The 26958-nt window shown below is 62.5% G+C and carries 14 protein-coding genes and 1 pseudogene; 12 read left to right on the plus strand and 3 right to left on the minus strand.

Features of this window, described 5'->3' with window-relative positions:
* Nucleotides 1-9 precede the first annotated feature (9 nt).
* The 9 genes and pseudogenes from WDM91_23770 (at nucleotide 10) to WDM91_23810 (ending at nucleotide 19956) form a co-directional block, all read left to right on the plus strand.
* The gene (locus tag WDM91_23770; GenBank protein MEI9997634.1) at nucleotides 10-486 is read left to right on the plus strand and encodes a hypothetical protein; all 477 of its coding nucleotides are present in this window, start codon (nucleotides 10-12) and stop codon (nucleotides 484-486) included.
* Nucleotides 487-562: 76 nt separating this feature from the next.
* On the plus strand, nucleotides 563-3631 hold the full coding sequence (locus WDM91_23775) for a LysM peptidoglycan-binding domain-containing protein (GenBank protein ID MEI9997635.1): 3069 nt from the start codon (nucleotides 563-565) through the stop codon (nucleotides 3629-3631).
* A gap of 8 nt (nucleotides 3632-3639) precedes the next feature.
* Complete coding sequence (locus tag WDM91_23780; GenBank protein ID MEI9997636.1) at nucleotides 3640-4041, plus strand: hypothetical protein; 402 nt, start codon at nucleotides 3640-3642, stop codon at nucleotides 4039-4041.
* A 217-nt stretch (nucleotides 4042-4258) separates the two neighbouring features.
* Nucleotides 4259-5608 (plus strand): hypothetical protein, encoded by a 1350-nt coding sequence (locus WDM91_23785; protein ID MEI9997637.1) that lies wholly within the window; start codon nucleotides 4259-4261, stop codon nucleotides 5606-5608.
* A gap of 895 nt (nucleotides 5609-6503) precedes the next feature.
* Nucleotides 6504-9203, plus strand: coding sequence for a LysM peptidoglycan-binding domain-containing protein (locus tag WDM91_23790; GenBank protein MEI9997638.1), 2700 nt, complete (start codon nucleotides 6504-6506; stop codon nucleotides 9201-9203).
* 495 nt (nucleotides 9204-9698) lie between these two features.
* A complete protein-coding gene (locus WDM91_23795) occupies nucleotides 9699-12230 on the plus strand; it encodes a LysM peptidoglycan-binding domain-containing protein (protein ID MEI9997639.1) in 2532 nt (843 codons plus the stop codon).
* Nucleotides 12231-13063: 833 nt separating this feature from the next.
* Nucleotides 13064-16441 (plus strand): LysM peptidoglycan-binding domain-containing protein, encoded by a 3378-nt coding sequence (locus WDM91_23800; GenBank protein ID MEI9997640.1) that lies wholly within the window; start codon nucleotides 13064-13066, stop codon nucleotides 16439-16441.
* A gap of 141 nt (nucleotides 16442-16582) precedes the next feature.
* Nucleotides 16583-16933, plus strand: a complete 351-nt coding sequence (locus WDM91_23805; protein MEI9997641.1) for a hypothetical protein — start codon at nucleotides 16583-16585, stop codon at nucleotides 16931-16933.
* A gap of 533 nt (nucleotides 16934-17466) precedes the next feature.
* Nucleotides 17467-19956 (plus strand): annotated as a pseudogene (locus WDM91_23810) (LysM peptidoglycan-binding domain-containing protein).
* A 321-nt stretch (nucleotides 19957-20277) separates the two neighbouring features.
* Here WDM91_23810 and WDM91_23815 read toward each other — a convergent pair.
* The 3 genes from WDM91_23815 to WDM91_23825 are packed head-to-tail and all read right to left on the minus strand — an operon-like array spanning nucleotide 20278 to nucleotide 23381.
* On the minus strand, nucleotides 20278-21513 hold the full coding sequence (locus WDM91_23815; GenBank protein MEI9997642.1) for an ATP-grasp domain-containing protein: 1236 nt from the start codon (nucleotides 21511-21513) through the stop codon (nucleotides 20278-20280).
* Nucleotides 21513-23201, minus strand: coding sequence for a hypothetical protein (locus tag WDM91_23820; GenBank protein ID MEI9997643.1), 1689 nt, complete (start codon nucleotides 23199-23201; stop codon nucleotides 21513-21515). The genes WDM91_23815 and WDM91_23820 overlap by 1 nt, the downstream gene beginning before the upstream one ends.
* A gap of 18 nt (nucleotides 23202-23219) precedes the next feature.
* Nucleotides 23220-23381, minus strand: a complete 162-nt coding sequence (locus WDM91_23825) for a hypothetical protein (protein MEI9997644.1) — start codon at nucleotides 23379-23381, stop codon at nucleotides 23220-23222.
* 331 nt (nucleotides 23382-23712) lie between these two features.
* Between WDM91_23825 and WDM91_23830 the strand changes: the two genes are divergently transcribed.
* Genes WDM91_23830 through WDM91_23840 form a run of 3 tightly spaced genes read left to right on the plus strand, consistent with a single transcriptional unit; the run spans nucleotide 23713 to nucleotide 26950 of the window.
* Entirely contained in the window at nucleotides 23713-23955 is a 243-nt protein-coding gene (locus WDM91_23830) for a hypothetical protein (protein ID MEI9997645.1), read from the plus strand.
* Nucleotides 23956-24005: 50 nt separating this feature from the next.
* Nucleotides 24006-25532 carry a class I tRNA ligase family protein gene (locus WDM91_23835; protein ID MEI9997646.1) on the plus strand — a complete coding sequence of 509 codons (1527 nt, stop codon included), beginning with the start codon at nucleotides 24006-24008 and terminating at the stop codon, nucleotides 25530-25532.
* Between the two features lie 47 nt (nucleotides 25533-25579).
* Nucleotides 25580-26950 carry a SidA/IucD/PvdA family monooxygenase gene (locus tag WDM91_23840; GenBank protein MEI9997647.1) on the plus strand — a complete coding sequence of 457 codons (1371 nt, stop codon included), beginning with the start codon at nucleotides 25580-25582 and terminating at the stop codon, nucleotides 26948-26950.
* The last annotated feature ends 8 nt before the right edge of the window (nucleotides 26951-26958 follow it).

The raw sequence follows: 26958 nt of genomic DNA on the forward strand, positions 1-26958 counted from the left end.
GGGTGGCACATGATCAACCGACCGGTTTTTGCATGCTTGGTTATGCTGAGCGGCCTGTGTCTTTCAGCCTGTCACACAACGAACGATACCTTCGATCCGATAGGTCGCTGGAGCAGCAAAGAAGGATATGAAGTCACGCTCAGGACGAACGGTACTTACGAATTTTGTGATCGCGGTTGGTGCTCGCAAGGTAAATTGGAACATCCTGGCAATCGTGGTGGTATTGCAGTTACTCTCGTTGATTTTTTCAAGAAGGAGAATTCCGGTCGTTTGGTGCAGGAATTGAAAAAGCTTTACTCGGGTTATAATATCAAATTTGGAGAGGGCGGTCAGTCGGATTTTGGGAATGGGTATGATTGGGATTTTACTGTCAATTCGGGCATAGGAAGTGCGAGTTCAAGCGAGTTCTGTGGTTACAAGCCGTGCGTTCTTTTGGGAAATCTCGAGACGGGCCCAAACCTCACCTTCACCAAAACTGATTTCTGAACTGCCCGTAGCTCAGTTGTGCATCCGCCCCTGAAACACTGGGACAGATGCTTCGAAGCCCTCTCTCATTCGCTACATGACCGCGAGCTACCAGGCGGCGGACGGCTCGGGCACCACGGCGCAGACCTATTGGTACAAATACGATGCGATGAACCGCTTCGTGACCACCAAGGGCACGCTCACCGGCGCGCGGGGCTCGGGCAGCATCACGGTGGGGACCGGCTCGGTGATCTCCTATGACGCGGCGGGGCACCGGGCGACGGTGACGGATGCGAGCTCGGCGGAGGTCTACAGCTACACCGCGGACGGCTATCTGGCGCAGGTGACCATCGGCGGGGTGCTGCGCGCCAAATACGCGCTCGATGCGAGCGGCCGGGCGCTGGCCTATAGCGAGTACAACGCGGCGGGGACCAGCGTGGTCTACAGCCGAACCGCGGTCTACGACGCGGTCTCGAACGTCACCAGCGACAGCGTGACGACGGTGCGGACCGACGGCACCTATGTCGCGGCCTCGACCTACAGCTACGGCACGCCGGTGTACCACGCGGGGACCTTCTCCTACAGCTTCGACGGCGCCTATCAGGGCGTGGTCAGCCAGATCGTCACCACCAACACCAAGAACGGCAGCGCCCAGCCGACCTCGGAGGCCGATTACTTCTACGACTGGCGCGACAGCGCGGTGGAAGGTACCGAGAGCTACACCGCCAACACCGCGGTCTCGGCGCCGGTGGCGAACTACAGCGGCTACAATTACGGCCTGGGCGGGCGGCTGGCGAGCGTCGTGATCGACGACGGCCATCCGCGCACCATCACCTTCGGCACCAACATCGAGGGCCAGATCCTCAGCCGCGCCGAGAACGACAATGTCGGCGGCACGGTCGACCAGTATGAGCGCCACTTCTACTTCGACGGCATGGCGCTGGGCGACGTCTCGAACAACGGCACCTCCGACACCGACTACGCCGCCTCGATCGCGGCCCATATCGCGGTGCCGGGCAGCGGCAACCTGCGCGGCGGCGCCACCGTCGCGATGCCCTACGCCGACTTCGACCAGAGCTACGACCCGGTCAACGGCATCACCTATGCCGGGGCGCCGTCGCACTACACCGCGCAGGACGGCGACACGCTGGCCGGCATCGCCGCGATGGTCTGGGGCGACGCCAGCCTGTGGTACCTGATCGCCGACGCCAACGGCCTGAGCTCGCCCAGCGACAGCCTCACCGCCGGCACCGACCTCATCCTGCCCAACAAGGTCGTCAACCTCCACAACAACGCCAGCACCTTCAAGGTCTACGACCCCAACGAAGCCATCGGCGACACCGCGCCGACCGTGCCCAAGCAGCCGAAGCACGACGGCAACAATTGCGGCGTGTTCGGACAGATCCTGAAGGCCGTCGTGGCGATCGTGGTCACGGTGGTGACGGGCGGCAATGCGGTGCTCGGCGATCTCGCGGCCCAGGTGTTCAGCCTGGCGACGGGCATCCAGAAGAGCTTCAACTGGAACGAGCTGGCGGAGAGCGGGATCACCGCGGGCGTCGCCAACGGGCTGCAGGAGGTCGGGATGGTGGTGCAGACCACCAGCGAGATCTTCAACGCGGTGGCCAACGCCGTGATCACCAATGTGGTGAGCCAGGGCATCGAGGTCGCGACCGGGCTGCAGAAGAGCTTCGACTGGGCCGGCGTCGCCGCCTCCGGCATCGGCGGGGGTGTCGGATATGCGGTCGGCGACTGGGCCGGCTCGCAGGACTTCTTCGACGGCAATGCAACCTTGAACCAGGTCGCCACCACGGTGTTCGCCAGCACCGCGCGCGACATCGTCTCCGCCGCGGCCCGCACGCTGATCAACGGCTCGGACTTCGGCGACAACATCATCGCCGTGCTGCCCGACGTGCTCGCCAGCGCCGTCGGCGCCGGCATCCAGTCACCCGGCGGCGGCGATGGATCGACGGAAGCCAATCCCAATCATCCTTCAACCGGCGGCACGAGCAAGCCCTCGGACTCTTCCCAGGAGGGCAGCGGCCCGTTCGGCCTGCCGACGCTGTCCGAGCTCTTCGGTCTAGGGCAGGGCGGCGGAACGGATACCATCGACGGCGGTCCGTTGCCGGTTGCCACACCGGGCGGCATGCGTCCGGGCATGAGCAATGCAAGATATCTCGTCGACCCCAACGAGACAGATGGCGGCGGCGGTATCGAGACCGTTGTCGTCACCGCATCGAGGCTGGATTGGTTCCAGCGTGTTCTCTACGACATCGGCGGCGACACCGGGCTGGATATCGCCAATGGTCTGGAATCATTCGGCTCGACCATCGTCTCTGACGGTTCCGGCATCGTGCAGGGCGTCTATGGCATCGGGTATGACATTGGGCAGGACGTGCGCCGGGCAGCCGAAGGCCGCGCGCCGAAAGCCATTCCCGAGGCCATCGACTCGGCCGCGCTGTCCTTTGCGCGAGTCTTCGATCGCGAATTGCTGCACAACGACATCAAGGGTGTCTACGGAGATATCACGGCGGGCTTGCACGCCGCCGAAGCCAACGGAACCGTGCCGCAATATATCGGTAGCGCTCTCGGGAATGGTGTGGTGCTCGCCGCGACAGTCGCAACCGGTACGGAGGAACTCGAGGGGGGCGGGGCGGCAACCGCCGCCAACGATCTGAGAAACGCAAACTCTGCGACGAGGACCTTCGAGGCGGCTGCTACGGAGACGACAACGTACCCGGAGGGACTCGCTTTTCGCCGTGACCTGCCAGAACATCTTGCTGGGCCAGATGGCTTCACTAGGTCGGGTCAACTGAGTGGGACGCACAATCAATTGAATGCCGTGACAGCCCTGGATGGGAGAGGCGCTATCTATACGCTTAGTCCGACAGATACTTTCGGCATCTCAGAGTTGCGTTATAGTTATACAAATGCCAGCGGCAGACAGATTCTCGGAGCAAAAACCGTGTATGATCCGGCGATTTACAGCGACCAGGTCATGCTAGATATCTCTCAAGACGCTGGACAGCGCGCCTTCGAGATGCACCTGCAAGATACGACTCAATTGAGATTCGATCTCAACCAGAATGGTGTAAATGTGCGAGCATACATTAATTTTGATCCGGCAACCGGCGCTCCATATGTCGGCAACGTCCATCCTATTAAGTGAGATTAATAATGGACTATTTTACAGAGGCCTTTGGAGGCTTCGATCCCCAACGCGATGCCGATGCAGCTCTTAAGTTTAGTCTAGACAGCTTATTGGGCGATGAGCGCGTGGATGATCTTGTGGCTCTGTTGTCTGCTGACAGCAGGGTTGGTGGCCTAGAGGGCGAACCGGGCTGGATTATTGAAAAGCGCGAAGAGGGGCAAACACTGGGTTATGAGGATTGGCCGTCAACCGCCTGTTTTCGGTCTTTCGTAGATCCAGATAGTTATCGTTTGGCGCATCCGGAATTTTTCTGTGATAAATCCACTTTTGAGAGATATGTTTGCGCCATCGCGGATGCGTTTGCGGAGCGCCATCCAGCATATACGAGTCAAATTAGTAAGATAAAGCAGCTCCTAACTGTGCGGTAGAGTGTAAATTTCTGCAGGCTATAGCCGGCGGGCATGGCGGACGCTTCGTCCGGGCTGTCGTCGTCCGCTGCCGGCGGGGTGCCGGCCGGCGTCACGATCATCGACCCGGACGACGATGCGCGGGCGCACCAATATACCGAAGCGGAAATCCGCCGCTATCACGACGAAGGCGAGAGCTTCAACGTCGCCGTCCACGAGTGGGCTGCAGGAGGTCGGGATGGTGGTGCAGACCACCAGCGAGATCTTCAACGCGGTGGCCAATGCCGTGATCACCAATGTGGTGAGCCAGGGCATCGAGGTCGCGACCGGGCTGCAGAAGAGCTTCGACTGGGCCGGCGTCGCCGCCTCCGGCATCGGCGGGGGTGTCGGATATGCGGTCGGCGACTGGGCCGGCTCGCAGGACTTCTTCGACGGCAATGCAACCTTGAACCAGGTCGCCACCGCGGTGTTCGCCAGCACCGCGCGCGACATCGTCTCCGCCGCGGCCCGCACGCTGATCAACGGCTCGGACTTCGGCGACAACATCATCGCCGTGCTGCCCGACGTGCTCGCCAGCGCCGTCGGCGCCGGCATCCAGTCACCCGGCGGCGGCGACGCGCCGAGCGACGACTTCGGCGCCCAGCAGACAGGCAAGACCGGCGACGTCTCCAACCGGAGCGGACCGACCATGGGATCGTCCTCGAGCCTGCCCAGCACCGGTAACAGCAGCTATGGCGGGCTCGCCGGCTTCGTCGACAGCATCCTCAACGGCACCGACGGACAGACCGACACCGCGCAGGTCGGCAAAGACGATGATCTGGCCGGGTTCAAGGGATTCCGTCCCGCGCCCATCGAAGTCGGCGACCTGCCAGCGATTTCGGCTAGCGGTTCCCCCAGTGCCGCCAATCCTACATTGACTTCTTACACGCGTGAACCAGAGGGCGGACGTGCCACCTCCTCGATGAATGCAGATGAGAGATCGGCCGCTTTCGATACACTGTTGACTGGTATGGGCGCGACAAAAGATGACAACGGCTATCACTTGGATGGCGATTCAATCACTTTAGATAACAGGTATTTATTAGATAAGCCGATATTCAACGAAGCAACGGGTGGCAATGAGTTCGATTCACGAACCGCCGTATATAAAGACACGCGCTCTGAAGTAGACGCATTCCTACAGTCAAGCGAGGGTCGAGGCTATGTCATCATCGGTGCGTTATCCAAACTCAATTCGAATGAGACGATTTTCTTCGCGAGTGCCATCGACTCGGGACAGGCGGGAGGTATCATAAAAGTTCAATACCGTGACACTGAAGGCGATGACCATACATATCGGTTGCCGATGTCCCAGGATTTGGAAGAGAAGGTGCAGCATGAGATCGGGCATGCCGTATATGGAATAAAATCTGAGATCGAGACGGATACGCGAGCTCTTGGTGAAATGGGCCTCGTGACAACGTTCCCGCACTGGATTAAGCTTCCTTCAGTGACGCCGACTGTCTTAAGACCAAATGATTTGAAACCCAGCGTGCCAATTTTGGTCTTGCCGCAGTCGGCGACACCAACGCTTCGAAAGCCAAGATGAATCTCGATAGAGTTCGAGGAAGGTGCGGGATGAAAAAGTGCGTGATATCGTTCGTGCTGTTGATGCTGTTGTCCTCTCCCGCGTCTGCTGGCGAGAGCGTGCTGGGCGAAGGAACCGAAGTCTGCAGCACTTGGACCGCAAGTAACCAAGCCGGCTCGGCTTCCTCCTCATCGGTTGTTATGAGGGCTTGGGTTCGTGGTTTTGTCACAGCCTTTACGGTGAAAGGTAGCACCGATACACGTGATTTGATCGACTGGGTTGGAAGCTTCTGCAAAGCAAATCCTACGGCGAGTCTCTATAGCGCTGTGCACGAGTACGTTACGCTTAAAGTGCACGATCCTGATCATCCCCTTTATCTTTGAAGTTGCGCCACATGCGAGACCATGGCCAAGGGACCCCGAATCTATAAGCATCTTCTGCCGGTCGCCTCACTGCTTTTTGGAGTGGTGGCCTTGGCACACGCGTTGGACCCCGTCTTGGATAGTCCAGCTGCGCGATTGTACGACGCATTGTCGCCTCGTAATCAGAATATCTGGAACGGTGTAGTTGTCTTATTGGCGTCATTTGCCTTCTTGTTGCATTTGCTTCGTTGATTGAAAGACTTTTCTGGCGATTAAGAAAAGTAGAGATGCCAGAGGAACCAGTTCCTCCTCAAAATTCCATTGAGAACGAAAAAAATCCAGCCACCCCGTGACGTTTTCCGAAGCCATTCCCATTTCGTGCGTTCGTCGCGGCCTTTCTCGCCGCGCTCCTTCCCCGCGCCGCATACCGCGGTGCCCGACGACATTTGAAGCCTGCCAGACGTCTTTTCCTCACGGCGCGGGAAAAGCGCCAATAAGCACGTCCATATAGTAGCGCGATCCGCGCCCGCTACAGCTACGACGCGACGGGCCGCGTGCTGGAGTATGACGAGTACAACGCCGCCGGCTACAGCACCCTGACCGACAACCGGGTCTATTACCGCACCGCGGTCTACGACGCGGTCTCCAACGTCACCAGCGACCGCGTCACCACACTGCGGAGCGACGGCACCTATGTCGCGGCCTCGACCTACAGCTACGGCACGCCGGTGTACCACGCGGGGACCTTCTCCTACAGCTTCGACGGCGCCTATCAGGGCGTGGTCAGCCAGATCGTCACCACCAACACCAAGAACGGCAGCGCCCAGCCGACCTCGGAGGCCGATTACTTCTACGACTGGCGCGACAGCGCGGTGGAAGGCACCGAGAGCTACACCGCCAACACCGCGGTCTCGGCGCCGGTGGCGAACTACAGCGGCTACAATTACGGCCTGGGCGGGCGGCTGGCGAGCGTCGTGATCGACGACGGCCATCCGCGCACCATCACCTTCGGCACCAACATCGAGGGCCAGATCCTCAGCCGCGCCGAGAACGACAATGTCGGCGGCACGGTCGACCAGTATGAGCGCCACTTCTACTTCGACGGCATGGCGCTGGGCGACGTCTCGAACAACGGCACCTCCGACACCGATTACGCCGCCTCGATCGCCGCCCATATCGCGGTGCCGGGCAGCGGCAATCTGCGCGGCGGCGCCACCGCCGCGATGCCCTACGCCGACTTCGACCAGAGCTACGATCCGGTGAACGGCATCACCATGGCCGGGGCGCCGTCGCACTACACCGCGCAGGACGGCGACACGCTGGCGGGCATCGCGGCCATGCTGTGGGGCGATGCCAGCCTGTGGTACGTGATCGCCGACGCCAACGGATTGAGCTCGCCGAGCGACAGCCTGACCGCCGGCACCGACCTCATCGTCCCCAACAAGGTCGTCAACGTCCACAACAACAGCACCACCTTCAAGGTCTACGACCCCAACGAAGCCATCGGCGACACCGCACCCACGGTGCCGCGGCCCAAGCAGGACAAGGGCTGCGGCCTGCTCGGACAGGTCGTGCTGGCGGTGATCGCCATCGTGGTGACGCTCGTGAGCTATGGCGCGCTCGCAGGGCCGATGAGCACGTTCGCGGCGAGCACGCTGGGCCTCGACGCGGGCGTGGTGTCATCGACCACGGCGGCGGTGGCCGGCACGGCCGGTGTCGTGGCGGTGGGCAGCGACGCGGCGATCGCCGGCGCGGTGATGGCGGGGGCGATCGGCGGCGCCGCCGGCAGCATCTTCAGCCAGGGCGTCGGCCTCGCCACCGGCATCCAGAACAGCTTCAACTGGAATGCAGTCGGCCTCGCCGCCATTGGCGGCGCGATCGGCGGCGGTCTGGGACCGAACGCTCTCGACGCGTTCGGCGGCGCGACGGCAAGCAGCTTCGTGAACGCGGCCCTGCGCGGCGTCGCGGGCAGCATCGTCACCCAGGGCATCGGCGTCGCGACCGGCCTGCAGAAGAAGTTCGACTGGACCGGCGTCGCCGCCGCCGGGATCGGCGCCGGCGTGGGCGAGTTCGTGAGCGGATTGCTGCCGGGCAGCGCGACCGGCACGCCGGGAAGTGCCGGCTACCAGCCGCCGAGCCTGTCCAACCTGTTCCTCAGCGGCATGGCCGGCGACATCGCCAACGCCGCGACCCGCACGCTGATCGATGGCTCGGACTTCGGCGATAATCTCATTGCGGCGCTGCCCGATACCATCGGGCAGACGATTGGAAATGCGATCGCGGGGGAGGTCGAGGGATCAGATCAGCTAACCCCTGCCGAACACGAATCTCGCATGAATGTATACAATTCCGCCCTAAATACTGGGGCGGAGCCGGATAAGTTGGCAGAGCTTTACCATGAGCTCGGCCTTGACTCGGTTACACCTGGAGCTCCGCCGGTAGATCATGTCGATGTCCAATCCCTCGGCTCAATCTCAGATGATGTGGATACCATCACAGCTTACGAGGAGGCCAATGGTTGGCAAGTTCAAGGATTAATAGGGTCTGGGTCGGACGCAGGCAGCGTAAGAGCTACCAGTGAAAGCGCAGCAGACCTCGGCCCCTATAACGACCTAGTATACAAAACCCCGTTCACCTCCACACAAGCGGCAGCTGTAACTATGGGATGGGTAGCTCAGCAACTGGATCCCAAATCTGAGTGGTATGCAAATTTCGTGCAAGACATAAACACAAACGCTGTCAGCATAGTTGACGTTGTAGCAAGCAATTCCTCTTCAGGTTCGACTTCCATATCCCCGACTGGCGCATATGCTGATCCGTGGTTTTACGATTGGATCGGCGATTGGCATCTTCATCCGGATCAACAAAGCATAACGTCTTTCGGATTTTCCGATCGAGATTATCAACACGCTTGGAGTCAACAGCAAAGTCAGGGTTCGGATTATCAATCCTTTGTAACGATTGCAACTAATGCCCCTAACGGAGGGAATTGGCCGACCTACTCGCTTCCGACGAATCTCCCTCTAATCTCCGGTCTGGAATCAGGTGCGTTGGCTGTGGTTCCAAACGCTCAGGGGAGTCCCGTTGTTCGCGACAGTCCACCGATTAATTTCCGCAGCCTGTCAGCCACAGGCGTCAATGATCTTCAGGCGTATTCGTTCCTGTTGTATGACAGAGTTGGGAATAGTCAGACGCGGTGGATCATTCCCGGTGTTCTCGATAATGCCAAACCGATTGTACTTAAGGGCCAATAGGACATGCCGACTATTCTGATTTCTGCGATAATCTCTGTGTCGCTGGGACTTTCTCTGCCTTCCGGCCCTATGGTCGAAATTTCATACACGAAGAATGACATAACCGACACGGAGGCCTCTCGGGTTGGTCTTGAAATTGCGAAGTCAGTTTGGGAGGACTTCTGTAGGGCAGCGAAGAGCGCAGATCATTCATGTGGAAGCGGGTCGCTCTATCAAATAGAAGTGAGCGTACATAAGATGCCGCAGGCTTGCGATGCAGTTATCAAACCGCGAGTGTCTCAGATAGGTGCGCTGCGCCGCTTGGAAAATTTGCAGGCCATAACTTATAGCTGCTATTTCCATCCGAATGACTCCGGCTACCACCTCTATCGAGATGACAGCACCGAACTGCCACCGCTAGTCCATCAGTGACGCTAGTGTCCTGATCGAGAAGTTTCTACGATTATGTCCGAGTGATTTGGAGGGCATGATCGATGGGCAAGCCTGCACCTGTGATTGAATAGCGACTACACCTATCGGGCCGGCGGCCGGCTGGCGAGCGTCGCGGTCAATGACGGCCATCCGCGCACCATCACCTTCGGCACCAACATCGAAGGCCAGATCCTCAGCCGCAGCGAGAACGACAACAACGCCGGCACCGTCGACCAGAACGAGCGGCACTTCTACTTCGACGGCATGGCGCTGGGCGACGTCTCGAACAACGGCACCTCCGACACCGATTACGCCGCCTCGATCGCGGCCCACATCGCGGTGCCGGGCAGCGGCAATCTGCGCGGCGGCGCCACCGTCGCGATGCCCTATGCCGACTTCGACCAGAGCTACGATCCGGTCAACGGCATCACCTATGCCGGGGCGCCGTCGCACTACACCGCGCAGGACGGCGACACGCTGGCCGGCATCGCGGCGATGGTCTGGGGCGACGCCAGCCTGTGGTACCTGATCGCCGACGCCAACGGCCTGAGCTCGCCGGGCGACAGCCTCACCGCCGGCACCGACCTCATCCTGCCCAACAAGGTCGTCAACCTCCACAACAACGCCGGCACCTTCAAGGTCTACGACCCCAACGAAGCGATCGGCGACACCGCACCGACCGTGCCGAAACAGCCCAAGCACGACAATGGCTGCGGCGTGCTCGGGCAAATCCTGCTCGCGGTCATCGCGATTGCGGTGACCGTCGTGACGGCGGGTGCCGCGGTCGCGGCACTCGGGCCGGTCGGCATGACGCTTGGCGAAGGGATCGGCGCGTTCTTCGGCGTTGCCGGCGCCGCAGCCACGACCATAGGCACTGCGGGGTTCGTCGCCATCGGCGCAGGCGCAGCGGCGCTCGGCAGCATCGTCAGCCAGGGCGTCGGATTGGCCACCGGCATCCAGGACAGCTTCAACTGGGGCGCGGTCGGCCTCGCGGCGATCGGCGGCGGGATCAGCGGCGGCCTCGGCGCGAATGGCGGATTGCTGGGAGAAGGCGGCATCCTGGGTTCGACAGGCGATTACATCGCCGACGCGGCCCTGCAAGGCGCCGCGGTCAGCGCGGCCACGCAGGGGATCGGCGTCGCGACCGGTCTGCAGAACAGCTTCGACTGGACCGGCGTTGTGGCGGCGGGCATCGGGGCGGCAGCAGGCACTTATGTCGGCCACCTCCTCACCAATAGCTTCTCCACCGGCGGCAGCCTGAATCTCGGCGGCGCCGCCGCGAACCTCTCCGCCACACGCTTCCTGTCCGGCATGGCCGCCGACATTGCCAATGCCGCGACGCGCACGCTGATCAATGGTTCGGACTTCGGCGACAACATCATCGCCGCGCTCCCCGACACCATCGGCCAGACCATCGGCGGCACCATCGAAGACGCCGCCGGCGGAGCCTTCGACGCGCAGACGCCCGCCGCTGGCAGCGGCAGCGATACCATCAGCATGAGCGGCACGGGCGGCCACAACAAATGGGGCGTGCCCGACGGCATATTGAACGCCCAGACGGTCATCAACGAGGCCGATACGTCGTTCATGCTGACGCCGGACATCGACACCGGCCGGACGGGGTTCGACTGGAACAGTTTCAACCCGGCCGACGCGGGGATCGTGCGCGGCGGTGGCGGCGACGACACCGAGACGGTCGTCGTCGAATCCCAGCAGCTTCTCGATGCCGCCGGCCCGCAGGCCGTGCTGCAAGGCCTCGGCTATGGCCTGTCGAGCAACGGCAACATATTCGGCACGATCGGCGCAGGCTCCGCGTCGTCCTCGCGGTATTCGGTGGCCGCCAATCTCGGCCTCGGCGACGGACGGCTTCACTTCTCCTCCTGGGGAGGAGCCGACTACCCCGACGGTCGCGCGCCGGGTTACTCCGTAGGACCGGCTCAACCTTACGATCCGCGATACGATAACGCACTCAATATGCGGCGACTGGAGGCATTGGGTGATAGTCCAATTGGTGCGGCCCTGTATGTCGAGGGTCATATCCTGGGCGCCGACCAGCACATGCAAGACGCGGCTCTCGTTTATGGCACCGCGCTCAATGGAGCCCTCCTTGGCTTCGCCGGCGTGGGTGGAAGGGCGCCTAGCGTTCTCAATGCGCAAAGCGAATTGGAGACCGTCGGAGACGCCGCAGACAGTGCTGCGGTTCGCGTGGGTCCATATGGCGACCTAACCGCCGAACTGAAGGGAACAGGAATTCAGGCCAATCACCTGAATCAGGACGCCGCCTTTAGAGATTTGATCCCGCGTAATGACGGCCTGGCTGTCGGCATGCGTGGTAATGCGTTTACCGAGGTGGGGTCGGCGCACTACGAATTTCACTCCAGCCTTGAGGAGTTCTGGAGTCCTTATCGGGACGTCGATAGCGATCTTTTTGGTCTCCGGCCGACCAATGGCGAATACGGTACAGCTGTTGAAAAGGCCTTGGTCCAATCTGGCTACACACCATCGCAGGCCGCGAGTATTAGCGCGCAAGCCGCAGGCCAGCGTGCTAGTTTTGGGCTGACGCCCGAGACGCTCGTGCCGCGAGTGCCGGGGCGACTACCACAGAGAGCAAGGTGAATGATGCATCCAAGAACCGTCGCCACCCTCGATAAGCTCCGCGCAGAAGACTGGTTCCGCAATGTCGGTGTTCGTGACACGGAGGTGGCAGATGTAGTCTCATCTTGGCAGGAAGCTGTTGAGAGCTGCTCTTCACCAGCCTGGGTTGGCCTGTGCCACGACGCTGTTAACGCATATAGTGATCGGATTAGAGAACGATCACCCGAAGAATATGAAAGGTGGAACGATGTTGTCTTGTCAGTGCGTCCGGAGGCAATCGCACTGACGCGAGAAAAGACGCAGCGCGTCATTCAAGATAATAATCTACCCAAAGATTTTTTAAATGCCGTAGCATGGGATATACTACATCTTTGTGTAGAAGCCGAGTTCGCAGATATTTACCCGCCCGGTTTTTTTGCAAGCCAGTCGTACTGGTACGCTAATGGGCACTTCCCTTGCGGCTGGCGAGGACCGTTCCCTCAGGGAGGTAGGCTGGTCGTCTATTAAGCGACAGGCGCTGAAGTGCGAAAGCAAGATAAAAGGAATGGCTCCCCCTGCGGGGTAAGCCATTGTCTGCACATCGTTTTTTAGCGAGATAGCCGGCACTGGTGGGGGAGACTCCCGGTGCCGTTGCCGTGCTACGATTCCGTGCTTTGGCCAAGCCCCAAAGAATGACGACGTAGTTCTTCGGCCGCACGGTCGCCAAGACCGACTTCGGCGGCAACAGCTTCGCGTCGAGCTTCGACCTTGCGGGCCGTCTGGCGGCGGAGGGTGGCGACGGGGCGAGCTACACCTATTACAACACCGGCCAGGTCGCGACGGAGACCTCGGCGTCGGCCTACTCGTTCGAGGACGTGGCGGGGACGGGCGGCGATCCGGGCTACCGGGTCTACTACACCGACTGGACGGGCGAGAGCTTCGCCTATGACGCGAACGGCAACCGGACGCGCGAGACCACGACCGGCTATCACAACGTCGACAACGACAGCGGCGAGGCCGGCCTGCCCAAATACCAGCCCGGGCTGCGGACCACGACGGCGGAGGACGCGACCGTCACCTGGGACGCGCTGAACCGGATGACGAATTTCAGCGACACCGGCGCCAATCTCGCGCTGCCGCCCACGACCATCGCCTGGGAATACGACCTCAATAGCAACATTCGCTACATGACCGCGAGCTACCAGGCGGCGGACGGCTCGGGCACCACGGCGCAGACCTATTGGTACAAATACGATGCGATGAACCGCTTCGTGACCACCAAGGGCACGCTCACCGGCGCGCGGGGCTCGGGCAGCATCACGGTGGGGACCGGCTCGGTGATCTCCTATGACGCGGCGGGGCACCGGGCGACGGTGACGGATGCGAGCTCGGCGGAGGTCTACAGCTACACCGCGGACGGCTATCTGGCGCAGGTGACCATCGGCGGGGTGCTGCGCGCCAAATACGCGCTCGATGCGAGCGGCCGGGCGCTGGCCTATAGCGAGTACAACGCGGCGGGGACCAGCGTGGTCTACAGCCGCACCGCGGTCTACGACGCGGTCTCGAACGTCACCAGCGACAGCGTGACGACGGTGCGGACCGACGGCACCTATGTCGCGGCCTCGACCTACAGCTACGGCACGCCGGTGTACCACGCGGGGACCTTCTCCTACAGCTTCGACGGCGCCTATCAGGGCGTGGTCAGCCAGATCGTCACCACCAACACCAAGAACGGCAGCGCCCAGCCGACCTCGGAGGCCGACTACTTCTACGACTGGCGCGACAGCGCGGTGGAAGGCACCGAGAGCTACACCGCCAATACCGCGGTCTCGGCGCCGGTGGCGAACTACAGCGGCTACAATTACGGCCTGGGCGGAAGGCTGCAGAGCGTCGTGATCGACGACGGCCATCCGCGCACCATCACCTTCGGCACCAACATCGAGGGCCAGATCCTCAGCCGCGCCGAGAACGACAATGTCGGCGGCACGGTCGACCAGTATGAGCGCCACTTCTACTTCGACGGCATGGCGCTGGGCGACGTCTCGAACAACGGCACCTCCGACACCGACTACGCCGCCTCGATCGCGGCCCATATCGCGGTGCCGGGCAGCGGCAACCTGCGCGGCGGCGCCACCGTCGCGATGCCCTACGCCGACTTCGACCAGAGCTACGACCCGGTCAACGGCATCACCTATGCCGGGGCGCCGTCGCACTACACCGCGCAGGACGGCGACACGCTGGCCGGCATCGCGGCGATGGTCTGGGGCGACGCCAGCCTGTGGTACCTGATCGCCGACGCCAACGGCCTGAGCTCGCCGGGCGACAGCCTCACCGCCGGCACCGACCTCATCCTGCCCAACAAGGTCGTCAACCTCCACAACAACGCCGGCACCTTCAAGGTCTACGACCCCAACGAAGCGATCGGCGACACCGCACCGACCGTGCCGAAACAGCCGAAGCACGACAATGGCTGCGGCGTGCTGGGGCAGGTATTGCTCGCCGTGGTCGCGATCGTCGTGGCGGCCGTGACCTATGGCGCGCTCGCGGGTCCGATGAGCACGTTCGCGGCGAGCACGCTCGGCCTCGACGCGGGCGTGGTGTCATCGACCACGGCGGCGGTTGCCGGCACGGCCAGTGCCGTGGCGGTCGGTAGCGATGCGGCGATCGCCGGCGCGGTCATGGCGGGGGCGATCGGTGGCGTTGCCGGCAGTGTAATCAGCCAGGGCGTCGGGCTCGCCACCGGCATCCAGAACAGCTTCAACTGGAATGCCGTCGGCCTCGCCGCCATTGGCGGCGCGATCGGCGGCGGACTGGGACCGAACGCTCTCGACGCGTTCGGCGGCGCGACCGGAAGCAGCTTCGTGAATGCCGCGCTGCGCGGTGTCGCGGGCGGCATCCTCACCGAGGGCATCGGCGTCGCCACGGGCCTGCAGAAGAAGTTCGACTGGACCGGCGTCGCGGCCGCCGGCATCGGCGCCGGCGTGGGCGAGTATATCGGCGACCTGATCGGAAGCAGGTTCAACACGGGCGGCAGCCTCGACCTCGGCAGCCCTGCGGCCAACCAGGCCGCGGTGCGCTTTGTCAGCGGCATGGCCGGCGACATCGCCAACGCCGCGACCCGCACGCTGATCAACGGCTCGGACTTCGGCGACAATCTCATCGCGGCGCTGCCCGACACGATTGGGCAGACGATTGGCAACTCTATTGCGGGCCAAATCGCCGGGAGTGGCGCGACCGACGACGATCCGTATGCGTCGGAGAGAGCGAGCTGGGTTCGATTTGCCGGTCCCGGCGCCGCGCCGCCGAAGCAGGATGAAGGGTTCTTTGGTTGGCTTGGTGACGAAATCTCGACGGGATGGCATGCCCTCGTGAGTGGCGGAGAAACGATCGTCAACGATGCCTCTGAAGCGTTTGGCGGCGGTCCGGTGTTCGACGATCCCAATGTAGAAACTGTCGTCGTCGAGGGAGCGCGAATGAATCAATCGCGGCCATCTCCGACCTCTTGGTTTAACGGACTCGGCAATCTTATAACCGAGGGCCTCGCACGTGAAGGCAAAAACGAGATCGCGCAGGCCAACGCGCAAGCGGCCGTGGCCCAGCACATAAGGAGCTATTTGCGCGCGCCCTCCGGACTGAAGACGATCGATGCAATGGCATTGTCGGGCGGCGATCCGATCGTGATGGCGAACACCATCAAGGCGTTTCCTGAGACGGCACAGCCAAGAATGATGAGCCACGGCGAGGTCATCGGCAACACCACTACTGTTGCGTTGACAGTGGTACCTGCGGTCTCAACGCTCTCAAGTGAGGTGTTGATTGGCAGCAGGATTCTTGTAGGCTCAACCGAGATAGAACCCGCGTTTTTGCAAGAACTCAAAGGCGGTGGCTCCTGGCTAATGACCGAGGACCAATACTATTTGTATGCAAAAGACGCTGCGTTCGTTGGCCGGCAGGATGGCCAGTTTTTGACATCCGCCCGGCAGATGAACGAGCTCATCGATGCGACGGGCGGTGATCCTGCTCTTCTTGGAGAGAAGCTAGGAGTATCGAGTTGGTCGTCGGATACGCCGCTGGTGCGCATAGATATACCTGATCCGCTTAGCTTCAATCCCCGGCTTCCCGACAGTGCGCTATCGGGGGCAAATACGCTGTTCGAGCCAGGTGGATTGACATCGGGCGGAGCGCCAGAAGTCGCTATTGATCCTGTGCCTGGCAGCCAAATTTGGGCCACGCCTCTGCGGCCCCATCGATAACGAGGAATGTAGATGGCCGACCCAAAGCCAAGGCAAATTGTTGAAAGCGCACTATCAGCTAGTGCCCTTTACGACCTCATTCTCGGCCGAGCACCATATAGATATTTGCCGGTTGGATCGCCCGCGCCAGGCGAGACGGACTTGTCGATCTTGCTGGCCGCTCTCTATGACGAGGTGAAGGTGCTTGATAGAGAACGCCTTCGGGTCGTCTACGAAACCGCGCTCAACAGAGCCTTGGAAACCGAAGAAGGGATCGGGCCGGTTGCGTATGCTGTAGTGTTTGAAGCCTTGCGGAAAGCTAGGAACCGCGCACCAATGAACATTGCATTGAGCGAATTAGCAGAAAAACTCAGGCGCTCGATCGAGCTACACCGTGACACGCTCGGCCGTGACTTCTCGGGTGCAGGGCGTGGATGGACGAACGGCTGGCTCGGCGAGCTTGAGCGTCTTAGCAGGCTCTCACAGGAGCTGGAGGGACCATCGTTCGCGTAAGCTGGCGCTGATCGAGCGGCTTCACCCGCACCTATCACTACGACGTCGACGGCCGCATGCTGGTGAGCCAGTATGCCCGCGCCGCGTGGGACGGCAGCAGCACGACCGAGGCCGATCTCTTCCACTACGATGCGCTGGGGCGCCTCGATTTCCAGGAGAAGGGCACGCTGAGCGGCGGCGCCTGGGTGACGACCGGCAGCGACAAGCAGACGCTGCAATACAATGCCTGGGGCGAGGTCGTCGGCAAGGGCGTCAACGGCCTGACGCAGGAGAGCTTCACCTACGACAATGCCGGCCGCGTCACCCGATCCACCGCGGGCGACGGCACGGTCAAGTTCTATCTCTATGACGGCAATGGCGACCAGACCGCGCTGATCACCTCCGACGGCACCGCGCTGGCGGGCGGCTATAGCTGGTCGACCATCACCCAGGCGCAGGTGCTCTCGCTGCTCACCAGCGCCGGCACCGCCAATATCGGATCGGTGAACGTCGCCGGCATGGTGCTGACCTTCACGACCTATGACGCGCGCGACATGGCGCTCTCGACCGTCGCGCCGTTCCGCAAGCTCAGCGCCGCCGGCGCCGCCGTCACCATCACCCAGAGCCAGACCTACAACGCCTTCGGCGAGATCTGGACCCAGACCGACGCCAACGGCCATGTCACGACCTACACCTACAACACCATGGGCAAGGTTATCGCGACGGCGCTGCCCGCCGTCACCTGGACCGACGAGACCGGCCTGGTGCACAGCGCCGCGTCGCCCACCACCCATGCCTATTACGACGCCTCGGGCCGCGTCGTGGCGACGGTCGACGCCAACGGCAATGAGAGCACGCGCCTGCTGCTCTCGGGCACCGGCCACAACGGCGACGACGCGCTCACGGTCAAGGAGCACGATCCCGACGGTAGCCTCTGGATCTCGAGCTACGACGTCAACCGCGACCTCAAGACCAAATCCACCAATGGCGTCAACTCCGCGGTCAACGAGACCTTCGCCTACGACGCGATGGACCGCCTGATCACAGTGACCCATCCGGCGCGTTCCTCAGACGGCACACAGCTCGTCGACCACTACACCTATGACGGCCTCGGCGAGAGGCTGACGCATTGGAACAGCCAGCTCACATCGAGTTATGCCGAGACGACGGCTTACGACTTGCAGGGCCGGGTGATCCGCACGGCCGACTTCGACGGCCATGTCACGACCTACGCCTACTCCTGGCAAGCCGGTGCGGCGACCGCGGGGCTGGCGACCTTCGGCGGCTGGGAAAAGGACACGGCGGTCTGGACATCCGGCACCGCGACCGTCGCCGGCATCACCGCGTCGGAAACGGACGATTATTTCGGCCGGGTGATCGGCAAGACGGACGAGGGCGGCAACACGATCAGCTACACCTACGATGCCGCCGGGCGGCAGATCACCGCGCTCAGTTCCTATTCGACCGGCAACGCGCCGATCAACACGACCTGGTTCAACACCGGTCTCATCGCGCAGGTCGCGGAGGGGAAGGTCGATGGCCTTGTTCCCGTCCGTTATGTCACGGCCTACAGCTACGACGCCGACGGCAACAAGCTTTCGGAGACTCTCGACCAGATCACCACGAAGCGCCAGGTCGATGAGCGCGGGACGACCTACTATACGGTGGACGCCAACTACGAAAACGCCACCATGACCTGGGATGCGGACAACCGCATGACCGAGTACAAGGATTTGCAGACCGGCGGCGGCGACAACAGCGCGACGGCGGCGCCGGTGACGGTCGACTACGCCTACGACCTCAACGGCAATGTCCGCCGGGTGCAGAGCTGGCACGACATGCTCGACGACAGCGGCGGGGCGACGCTGGCGAGCGGGGTGCAGTATCACGACGATTACTGGTACGCCTACGATTCGATGAACCGCTTCACCATCTCGATGGGAACAAATCCCGGCGGCGGAACCATCGGCACCGGCGGCGCGACCACCGCCGTCATGACCTACAACCATGACGGCACGCGCGCGACGATGAGCGATGCCAACGAGACCGACACCTATACCTACACGGAAGACGGCCTGCTCAGCCAGGTGAGCACGGTGCTGAAGAGCGGCGGCGGCACGGACCATGCGGTCTACCATTACGACGCGATGGGCCGCACGACGGAGTATGACGAGTTCGATCCGGCGATCAGCGGCAGCACGTCGGTGGCGAGCTACACGCACCTGACGACCTATGACCGGGCGTCCTATCTGACGAGCGACACGACGATGACCGAGCGTGGGACCGGCTCGTCGCAGACGACGACGACGCAGGTGTCGAGCTACAGCTACAACATCACGGTGGGCGGCTCGAGCGTGTGGGACGGCGGGCTGGTGACCGACGTGACGGGGTCGCTGACCGTCGTGCCGCATAGCGGCTCGTCGACCACGACCTATAGCGACACGGCCTATGGCTATGTGTGGTTCGACACGGCGCAGCAGGACACGATCGAGAGCAAGACCTGGTCGGATGCGGGCCACACTCACCTGACGCAGGACTACACCAGCACCTATCACTACGACGCCAACGGCCATCTGCAGTGGGTCGACATCGCCGACGGGACGCCGCGGACCTATCAGTACATCACCGACGCGTCGGGCCAGATCCTGCGCCGCAGCATGAGCAACGGCACCTCGGGCACCGCCGTCGGGCCGCACGACATCCGCTACTTCGCGGACGGGACGCAGGTCGGCGAGATCACCAATGACGGGGCGACCAGCTTCGACTACGCCGCCCAGATGGCCGACCGCGCCACGCTGCAGCCGACCGTGCCGAGCGTGTTCCACAACGGCGCGAGCACGGGCACGCCCTACGCCAACTTCGACCAGAGCTACGATCCGATCAACGGCTACGAGCAGACCTCGGCCGGCTCGATGTACACGGTGGTCGACGGCGACAGCCTGCAGTCCATCGCCGCGATGGTGTGGGGCGACGGCTCGATGTGGTACCTGATCGCCGACGCCAACGGGCTGAGCGCGTCGGACACGCTGGTCGCGGGGATGACGCTCAAGATCCCCAACAAGGTCGTCAACGTCCACAACAACAGCACCACCTTCCAGGTCTACGACCCCAACCAGGCCGTCGGCGACACCATGCCGACCATGCCAAAGCCCAAGGCCCATAATGGCTGCGGTGTGCTGGGACAGATATTGCTCGCGGTGGTCGCCATCGCGGTGACCTGGTTCACGGCGGGCCTGACCTCCGGGTTCATCGGCTCGACCCTGATCGGCATGGGGGTGGGCTCTACGGCATGGCGCTGGGCGACGTCTCCAACAACGGCACCTCCGACACCGATTACGCGGTATTGGGCGCGTGCCCGATCTTCGCTAATCAATCCTGAGACGCGCGCGCGCAGCCGCGTCGTCGACGCGCTGCAATGCGACCTGGGCATCGGCGCCCTCGGCCACGATCGAGACCAGCCGGTCCTCGTTGGCCTCCGGAAGCGTGACGGCTTCGCCGGGCTCCTTCAGGATGAACACATCCGTCACGCCGGCGAGCGTCCGCAACTCCGCTTCGTTTTCCAGACCGAGAAAACGTCCCGCGCGCGGCGCCGATAGGTAGCGGATGGCCGCTCCCTTCGCGAACTTAGGGGTCCAGGGCGCGGCTTCCCCAAGCGCGATGTCGATGACGTGTTGCACCGGATTGTTGCCGGTGGCGATCTCCACCAGATGACTGCCGATCTTCCCGCCGGCCAATCGCGGGTTCACCTCGATGATCTTCACGCCGGAGGGGGCGATCCGGCATTCGGTGTGGATCACGCCGCAGGTGACGTCCAGCGCATCGAGGCAGTCGGACACTCCGGCGTAGATGAGGCCCACATCCGCAGCCTCGAACGGGAAGCAATGCGCCGCTTCGACGAAATGCCCCCGCTCGACGCCGGTCAATGTCTTGCCCGTGACGCCGATAAGCTGACGGCCGCCGCGATATGGCTGGACGGTCTCGACGCTGACCTCCATGCCCAGAATGAGGGCTTCGACCAGAAAGCCGTCTTCCAGCTTCTGCTTCGCCGAATTCGTCGTCCACGATGTCGACCATGTCCAATAGTCGCGCAACTGGGACTCGGTTTCGATGCGCTTGACGCAGTTTCCGTTGTTGTTGTTCAGGGGTTTCGCCACGCAGGGAACGCCGACCTCCAGCAAGGCGCGGGAAACGTCCTCCTCCGCGATCACGCGGAGATATCTGGGGTTCAGATGCGGGTGGCGGCGCTGGAGCAACTCGCGCATACGATACTTGTTCCTGGCGTTCATGGCGCCCTCGAACGTCAAGCCTGGAAGACCGAGGCGTTGGGCCGCCGCGGCCGCCTGCGGCACATGGAAGTCCGCGGTCGTCGTGATGCCGTGGAAAGGGTTCTCCCGGTGCAGCCGCGCGACCAGAGCGGTGAGCCGCGCCGGATCGTTGGTTTCGACGACGACGACCCGATCTCCCAGGTTCGGGATGTAGCGGTCATAGCTTCCCGGGTCGCGCGAGAGGAACGTCACCTGGTGTCCCGCGGCCTTGGCGAATTCGATCGCCAGCCGGCCCGCGCCGGTGATGCTCGCCTCGACGAATCCGATATGCGCCATCAGCGGGCCTCGGCGGCCCGGGCGTCCGGCGCATCGGGGGCGCCGGAACCATGTGCGGCCGGAACGAAGATCGTTCGATATTCGAAGTGGACGAACCCGGGCCCGATACGGCCGGCGACGACAATGACCCGCCCGCGGAAGGGCAGTTCGTCGACCGGAAACGACACGCGCCCGCCGGCCGCGGGCCATGCGACGGGCGCCATGGCGGCGGTCCGATGAATGAAAAAAGTGCCGAGCTCGTGTTGCGCCAGGGGACCGGCATCGACCGTGATGGCTGGTCCGGCGAGCCTGGCCTTGATTTTTCCGGCACCGCGGGCGCCGATCCATTCGCGCAGCGTGCCGCGAACGCAGCAGTCTTCCCGGGTGACGGCCAGCATGCCGCGCTCGACCGGCTTATAGACGTGGCGCAGGACCAGCGAAGTCTTCGGCCCGGAGCCGCAGCGCCGCGAGACGCGCGCCAGCGAGATCGGTGCGTAGCATGTCTCGAGCCAGCGCACCGTCTGAATCCTGTTCCGAAGGTCCCGCAGGAGCGAAGCGAGCAAAGCGGCGACGGCATCCCGTCCACTCCGAAGGGCATCGTCGATATCGGCTGCGGTCAGGGATTGCGAGACTTGGCCGTGACCGACCGGCAAGACATAGCGCAACGTCCTCTTGTATCGGTCATGGCTCGCCTGGAGATCTTCGGATGGCTGAAACCAGCTCGTGACCGTGTGGGCCAGTCGCCCGGCCGATGCGATGTCGCCGCACGCCGCCCGGACTTCGTCCTTGTCCTTGCCAGCGGCGCCCATCCCCATCCGCACCCGGCGTGCCGGCTGCCTCTGCGCCTTGAGGGTCGGATCCGCCATCGCCTGGTAGGGCGGGATGACGACACCGGATGCGACGGCGGCCAGATTGATGTTGCGGATCACCCGTCCCAGCGGCGCGCCCGACAGGAGGCCTTCCGCGAACAGACGCGGCGCTTCCAAACTCGTATGCAGGTTGCGAAACGCCCCGATGATCATGCTGCCCCGAGAATAGAGCGTGGCCGAAAGCGAATGCGCCATGGGCACGGTCGAATCCCCCAATCGCAAGGACGCGCACGAGTTGAGAAACACGAGCGGGCTGCGCAGTTCGCGCGGATCGACAATGGGCCCCGGCAGCCGCGCGTCGGGATCGGTACTCAGCCACAGGGAGCCGAACTGGACGCAATATTCCGCGCCATGACCGGTAATGGCCAACGCCACCGGGGAACGGTCGTCTCTCGCCAGCTCCCAGGCTTCAAGATCCGTGCAGGGCAGGACCTTGCCGCGCCGAACGAGGAGATTGCCCGTCGGCTGGACAAGCACGATATCGGGTTGGGCGCGCCACCGGCTTATGTCGAGGGGCGGCGTTTCGGACGGAAGATCGACCGGCACCACCGCGACCGAGCGTCCGTCACCACCGAGGCTCCAGTCGGCAAGGGCGAGCTGAACGCCGGTCGTCAACTCGCGCCACAGCCCATGGAAGACGAACGCTCCGCCGACTACCGATTCCAATGTCTCGAGAATCTGTCGGTTCGGATTCAGCTCGCGGCCGTTGCGTTCGCCACGACGTGGCGTTCCGAACAGAGAGGCGCCTCTGCTGACGATGGCAGATGGCGATCTGCCTCTCTGTCCGTGCGACCTGCCGTTTCTCTGCAGTCGAGAAGCGTCAACGTGGGTCGCGATCATGTCCTTTCGCGGCGCGCTTCAGAGCTGGACCGCCGCAATCAAGGACGTTACGCGTTCGATCCGGCGAGACAGATCCTGCACCTGGCTCTCGGAAACCTTCACCCGTATCTCTTCGAGCTCTTTTTTGGCGTCGCGCAGCTTCTGTTTGTGCTCGGCGCTCAATTGGGACACAGCAGTCATCGAACCCTCCATCTGGCTTGCTAGGTTTTGGAAACGTTCTCTCAACACGAGCAACCGAACATATCACGATAAAACATTCGGACAATATATATTTTATTTCTCCAAGTGTTGGAAGACGAATGCGAAGTAATTACTACTTTTATAACATGCGGTTATTGTGCATCGTGTCCCGTCGATAGGCATCGACGGTCTTGCAGATTTCGGCGCTCGCAAAGACCCGCCACTATATAGAATTGTCTCTCGACCGGATTAAGCGATACAGTCGTTTAAAGATATAGAAGGATATGCTTCCCAGCGTATATTTTATATTCACTTCGATAAGAGAAGATAGTTGCGTATTTTGAAAGAAAAGCTGCCAGACCTGGAAAATCACATTTGCCAAGCCTTTTTATTTGTCGGTACAATCTTCAAAGGAATGACCGACAATATCGCGCGCCTACACTTCAGTAAGCCATTTGTTGATTGGCAGAGTGAAATGGTCAGGGGCTTTGAATGCAACGACACGTCGAAGTTCCAAGGTTGGGAAGGCGCCCCTCGCGAAGAGCCAGGATATTCATATCGCCCGTCAACCTGACCGCCAACGGCAGGGCGCATATGGGGCATGCGGGCGGTCCATTTCTGAGAATGGATGTGCTTGCCCGTCATCTGCGCCGTACCGGTCAGCGGGTCGCCAGCGGGCTGACGACGGACGGCTTTGAAAACCACGTCCTGGTTCGCGCCGCAGCCGAAGGAAGCGATCCGTCGGAGCTGGCCCATCGCTACTACCGCCGCATAAAGGACGATCTGGCCTCGATCGGCATCCGGTTCGACCTGTTCGACGATCCGGCGCATCTCGAGAATCTCGACCGCTTCGATGGGGTGAAGAACAGCCTCGTGCGCGGCCTCGAACAGGGTTCTCAGGTTGTGCTGCGGTCGGGGATGCTTCCCGTCGACGATGCGCTGCCGGAGGAAGCGGCGGTGGAGGAGCGTTTCTGCATCGGGGGATGGTTTGCCGCGCGGTGCCCGCGCTGCGGCTCGGCGGCCGGAAGTTTCTTCTGCGAGGCCTGCGGTCATCACTTCGAGCCTGCCGAGGCGCTTGAACCCGCGTCCCGCCGCGGCAAGGTCGTCTCCTGGCGTCGCGACGAGTCCTTCCATGTGCAACTCGCAACGGACGGCGCGCTCGCGCGATTGTGGCGCGATATGAAGATCGAGGAACCGTTTGCCGGCATCGCGCAACGCTATGTCGACCTCGCCGGCCAGGCGATGCGGTTGACCGTTCCGGGCCGCCACGGCCTTGATTGGCGGGCGCCGGGCCTCGTCACGAACCAGATATGCTTCAGTTATTCCTCGCTTCTCTATGCGCATCACCTTTATTGTGGGGATCGCATCGGGGATCTGAACGGCTGGCCCAACCCGTTCGCTGCGGGCGACGATGCGATCCTGATCGGGGCGACGGGGATCGACAACACGATTCCGATGCTGGTGGGCGTCTCCGGGTGCGCGCTCGCCCAAGCCGCGTTTCGGCCGTTCGACCGGGTGTACTTCAACCACTTTCTCAGCCTCGACGGCGAGAAGTTCTCGACCAGCCGCGGGCATGTCATCTGGGCCGGCGATATTTCGGCGCACGGCGCGCTGAACGTCGACTTGCTGCGGATGTATCTGTCCGAAATCTGCCCCGAAGACGGCGAGACGGATTTTCGCATTTCCCGTTTGATCGCACGCCACAACGTGTTGTTCGGATCGATCCAGCCAAAGGTCGCGACGTGCACCGCGACGCTGGGTCTCGTGCGGGACCGCCAGATGCTGTTCGACGAGTCGCTGCTGGAACGTCTGGAGCGGCTGTATGAGCAACAATGCGCAGCGCTGTCGATCGATCGGTTGCGGGTGTCGTATGCCTCTGCGGCGGTCTCGGATTGGCTTGGCGAGACTCCAAATCTGGCCTCCGCCGAATCCGCTTATACCTGGCTCAAGGGATTGGCGCTGTTGGCCGCTCCGCTGATGCCGGACCTGTCCCAAGCCGTGTGGAAATGGCTGGGCCACGAGGATGGCGTGCTGGCGGAAGAATTTCTCGAGAGGCCTGCCATCGGGCGATTGCCGCCGCCGAAACTCGCGGGGCGGATTCTGTCGTCCTCGGACCTCGATGCCTGCATGCCGAGGCAGCGGGCGGCATGAAAGCGGAGGGTTCATCCGTTCGCCTTTGGCCGCGTGAGGTCTAGGCCATGACGATAGCGCCGTCCCGAAGATCGATCGTTGCAGTCGGAGCGGGTCCGTCCAATTTGAGTCTGGCGGCGTTGGCACACCCGCTGGCGGATGTCGACGTGATCCTGTTGGAACGCAAGAAGGAACTGCGTTGGCACGCCGATCAGCTGGTCGGCAACGCGCGCATGCAGACCAACGCTCTCAAGGATCTCGTCACGTTGATGGACCCGGAAAGCGCGTTCAGCTTTCTCGCCTATCTGAAGGACAAGCGCCGGCTCTACCGCGCGATCGTGCGCGGTCTCGACCATGTCACGCGGGCGGAATTCGAGGATTATCTCCGTTGGGCGGCGGAAAAACTCTCTCGCGTCCATCTCGGCGAAGAGGTCGGCACGATCGGCCTCGAAGATGGGATGTTTTCCGTCGAAACCGGCAGGCAGACCATCCGTACGTCGTCGGTGGTGCTCGGCATAGGCAGATCGCCCGCGGTCCCTCCGTGCGCCCGGCCGCGCCTGGGCCAGAACGTATTTCACTGCGCGGATCTTCTGTCGCGGCCGAGAAGTTTCGCCGGACGGCGCGTCGTCGTCGTCGGCGGGGGGCAGAGCGGGGCGGAGGCGATCCACGAACTGCTGAAGAACACGTTCGGCGCGGCCGCGTCGCTGCACTGGATCACCCGGCGACCGGCGATTTTTGCACTCGAGGACAGTGCATTCGTGAACGAGTGGTTCTTCCCGCAGCATAGCATCTGGTTCCATCGGCAGGCTGCGCCGGTCAGGCAACGCATGCTCGAGGCACAGGATTTGGCCAGCGATGGCGTCAGTGCCGCAACGCTCTCGGCGATCTACGACCTGCTCTACGCCCGAAGCGTCGGGCGGGGCTCCGAAAACTTCGACATTTCGGTCAACACGTCCTTGGAGGCGATGTCTGGAGATCGTGGGGCGGAACGGATGCTGTTGCGCGACTGCCTCACCGGCGGTCAGCGAACCGTTGAAGCCGACGTCGTCATTCTGTGCACCGGCTTCGAATTCGAGTTGCCCCGCTTTCTGGAGGGGCTGCGGCCCCGCCTGCGCTTCGACGATACGAGCCGCGGCTCGGCCGAACTTGCGTTGCGGGAGGATTTTTCCGTTATGTGGGACGGGCCGGCGTCGTGCAGGCTTTTCGTGCAGAACGGCGGATTGAACCAGCACGGGATAGCCGATCCGAATTTGAGTCTGATCGCGTGGCGGAGCGGCAAGATCCTGAACGCGATTCTCGGCAGGACGGTGTTCGACTGCGCACCGGTGAGCGGCGCACTGAACTGGTTCGACGCGGCTCGCGAACCGGACGGCGCGGCCGATCCGCAAAGCGCCGCTCGCGCCGTCGACTGGGCCGGCGCGGCGCCGCCGCTACGGTGATGCAACCG

The organism is Rhizomicrobium sp., from assembly GCA_037200385.1.
GTDB lineage: Bacteria > Pseudomonadota > Alphaproteobacteria > Micropepsales > Micropepsaceae > Rhizomicrobium.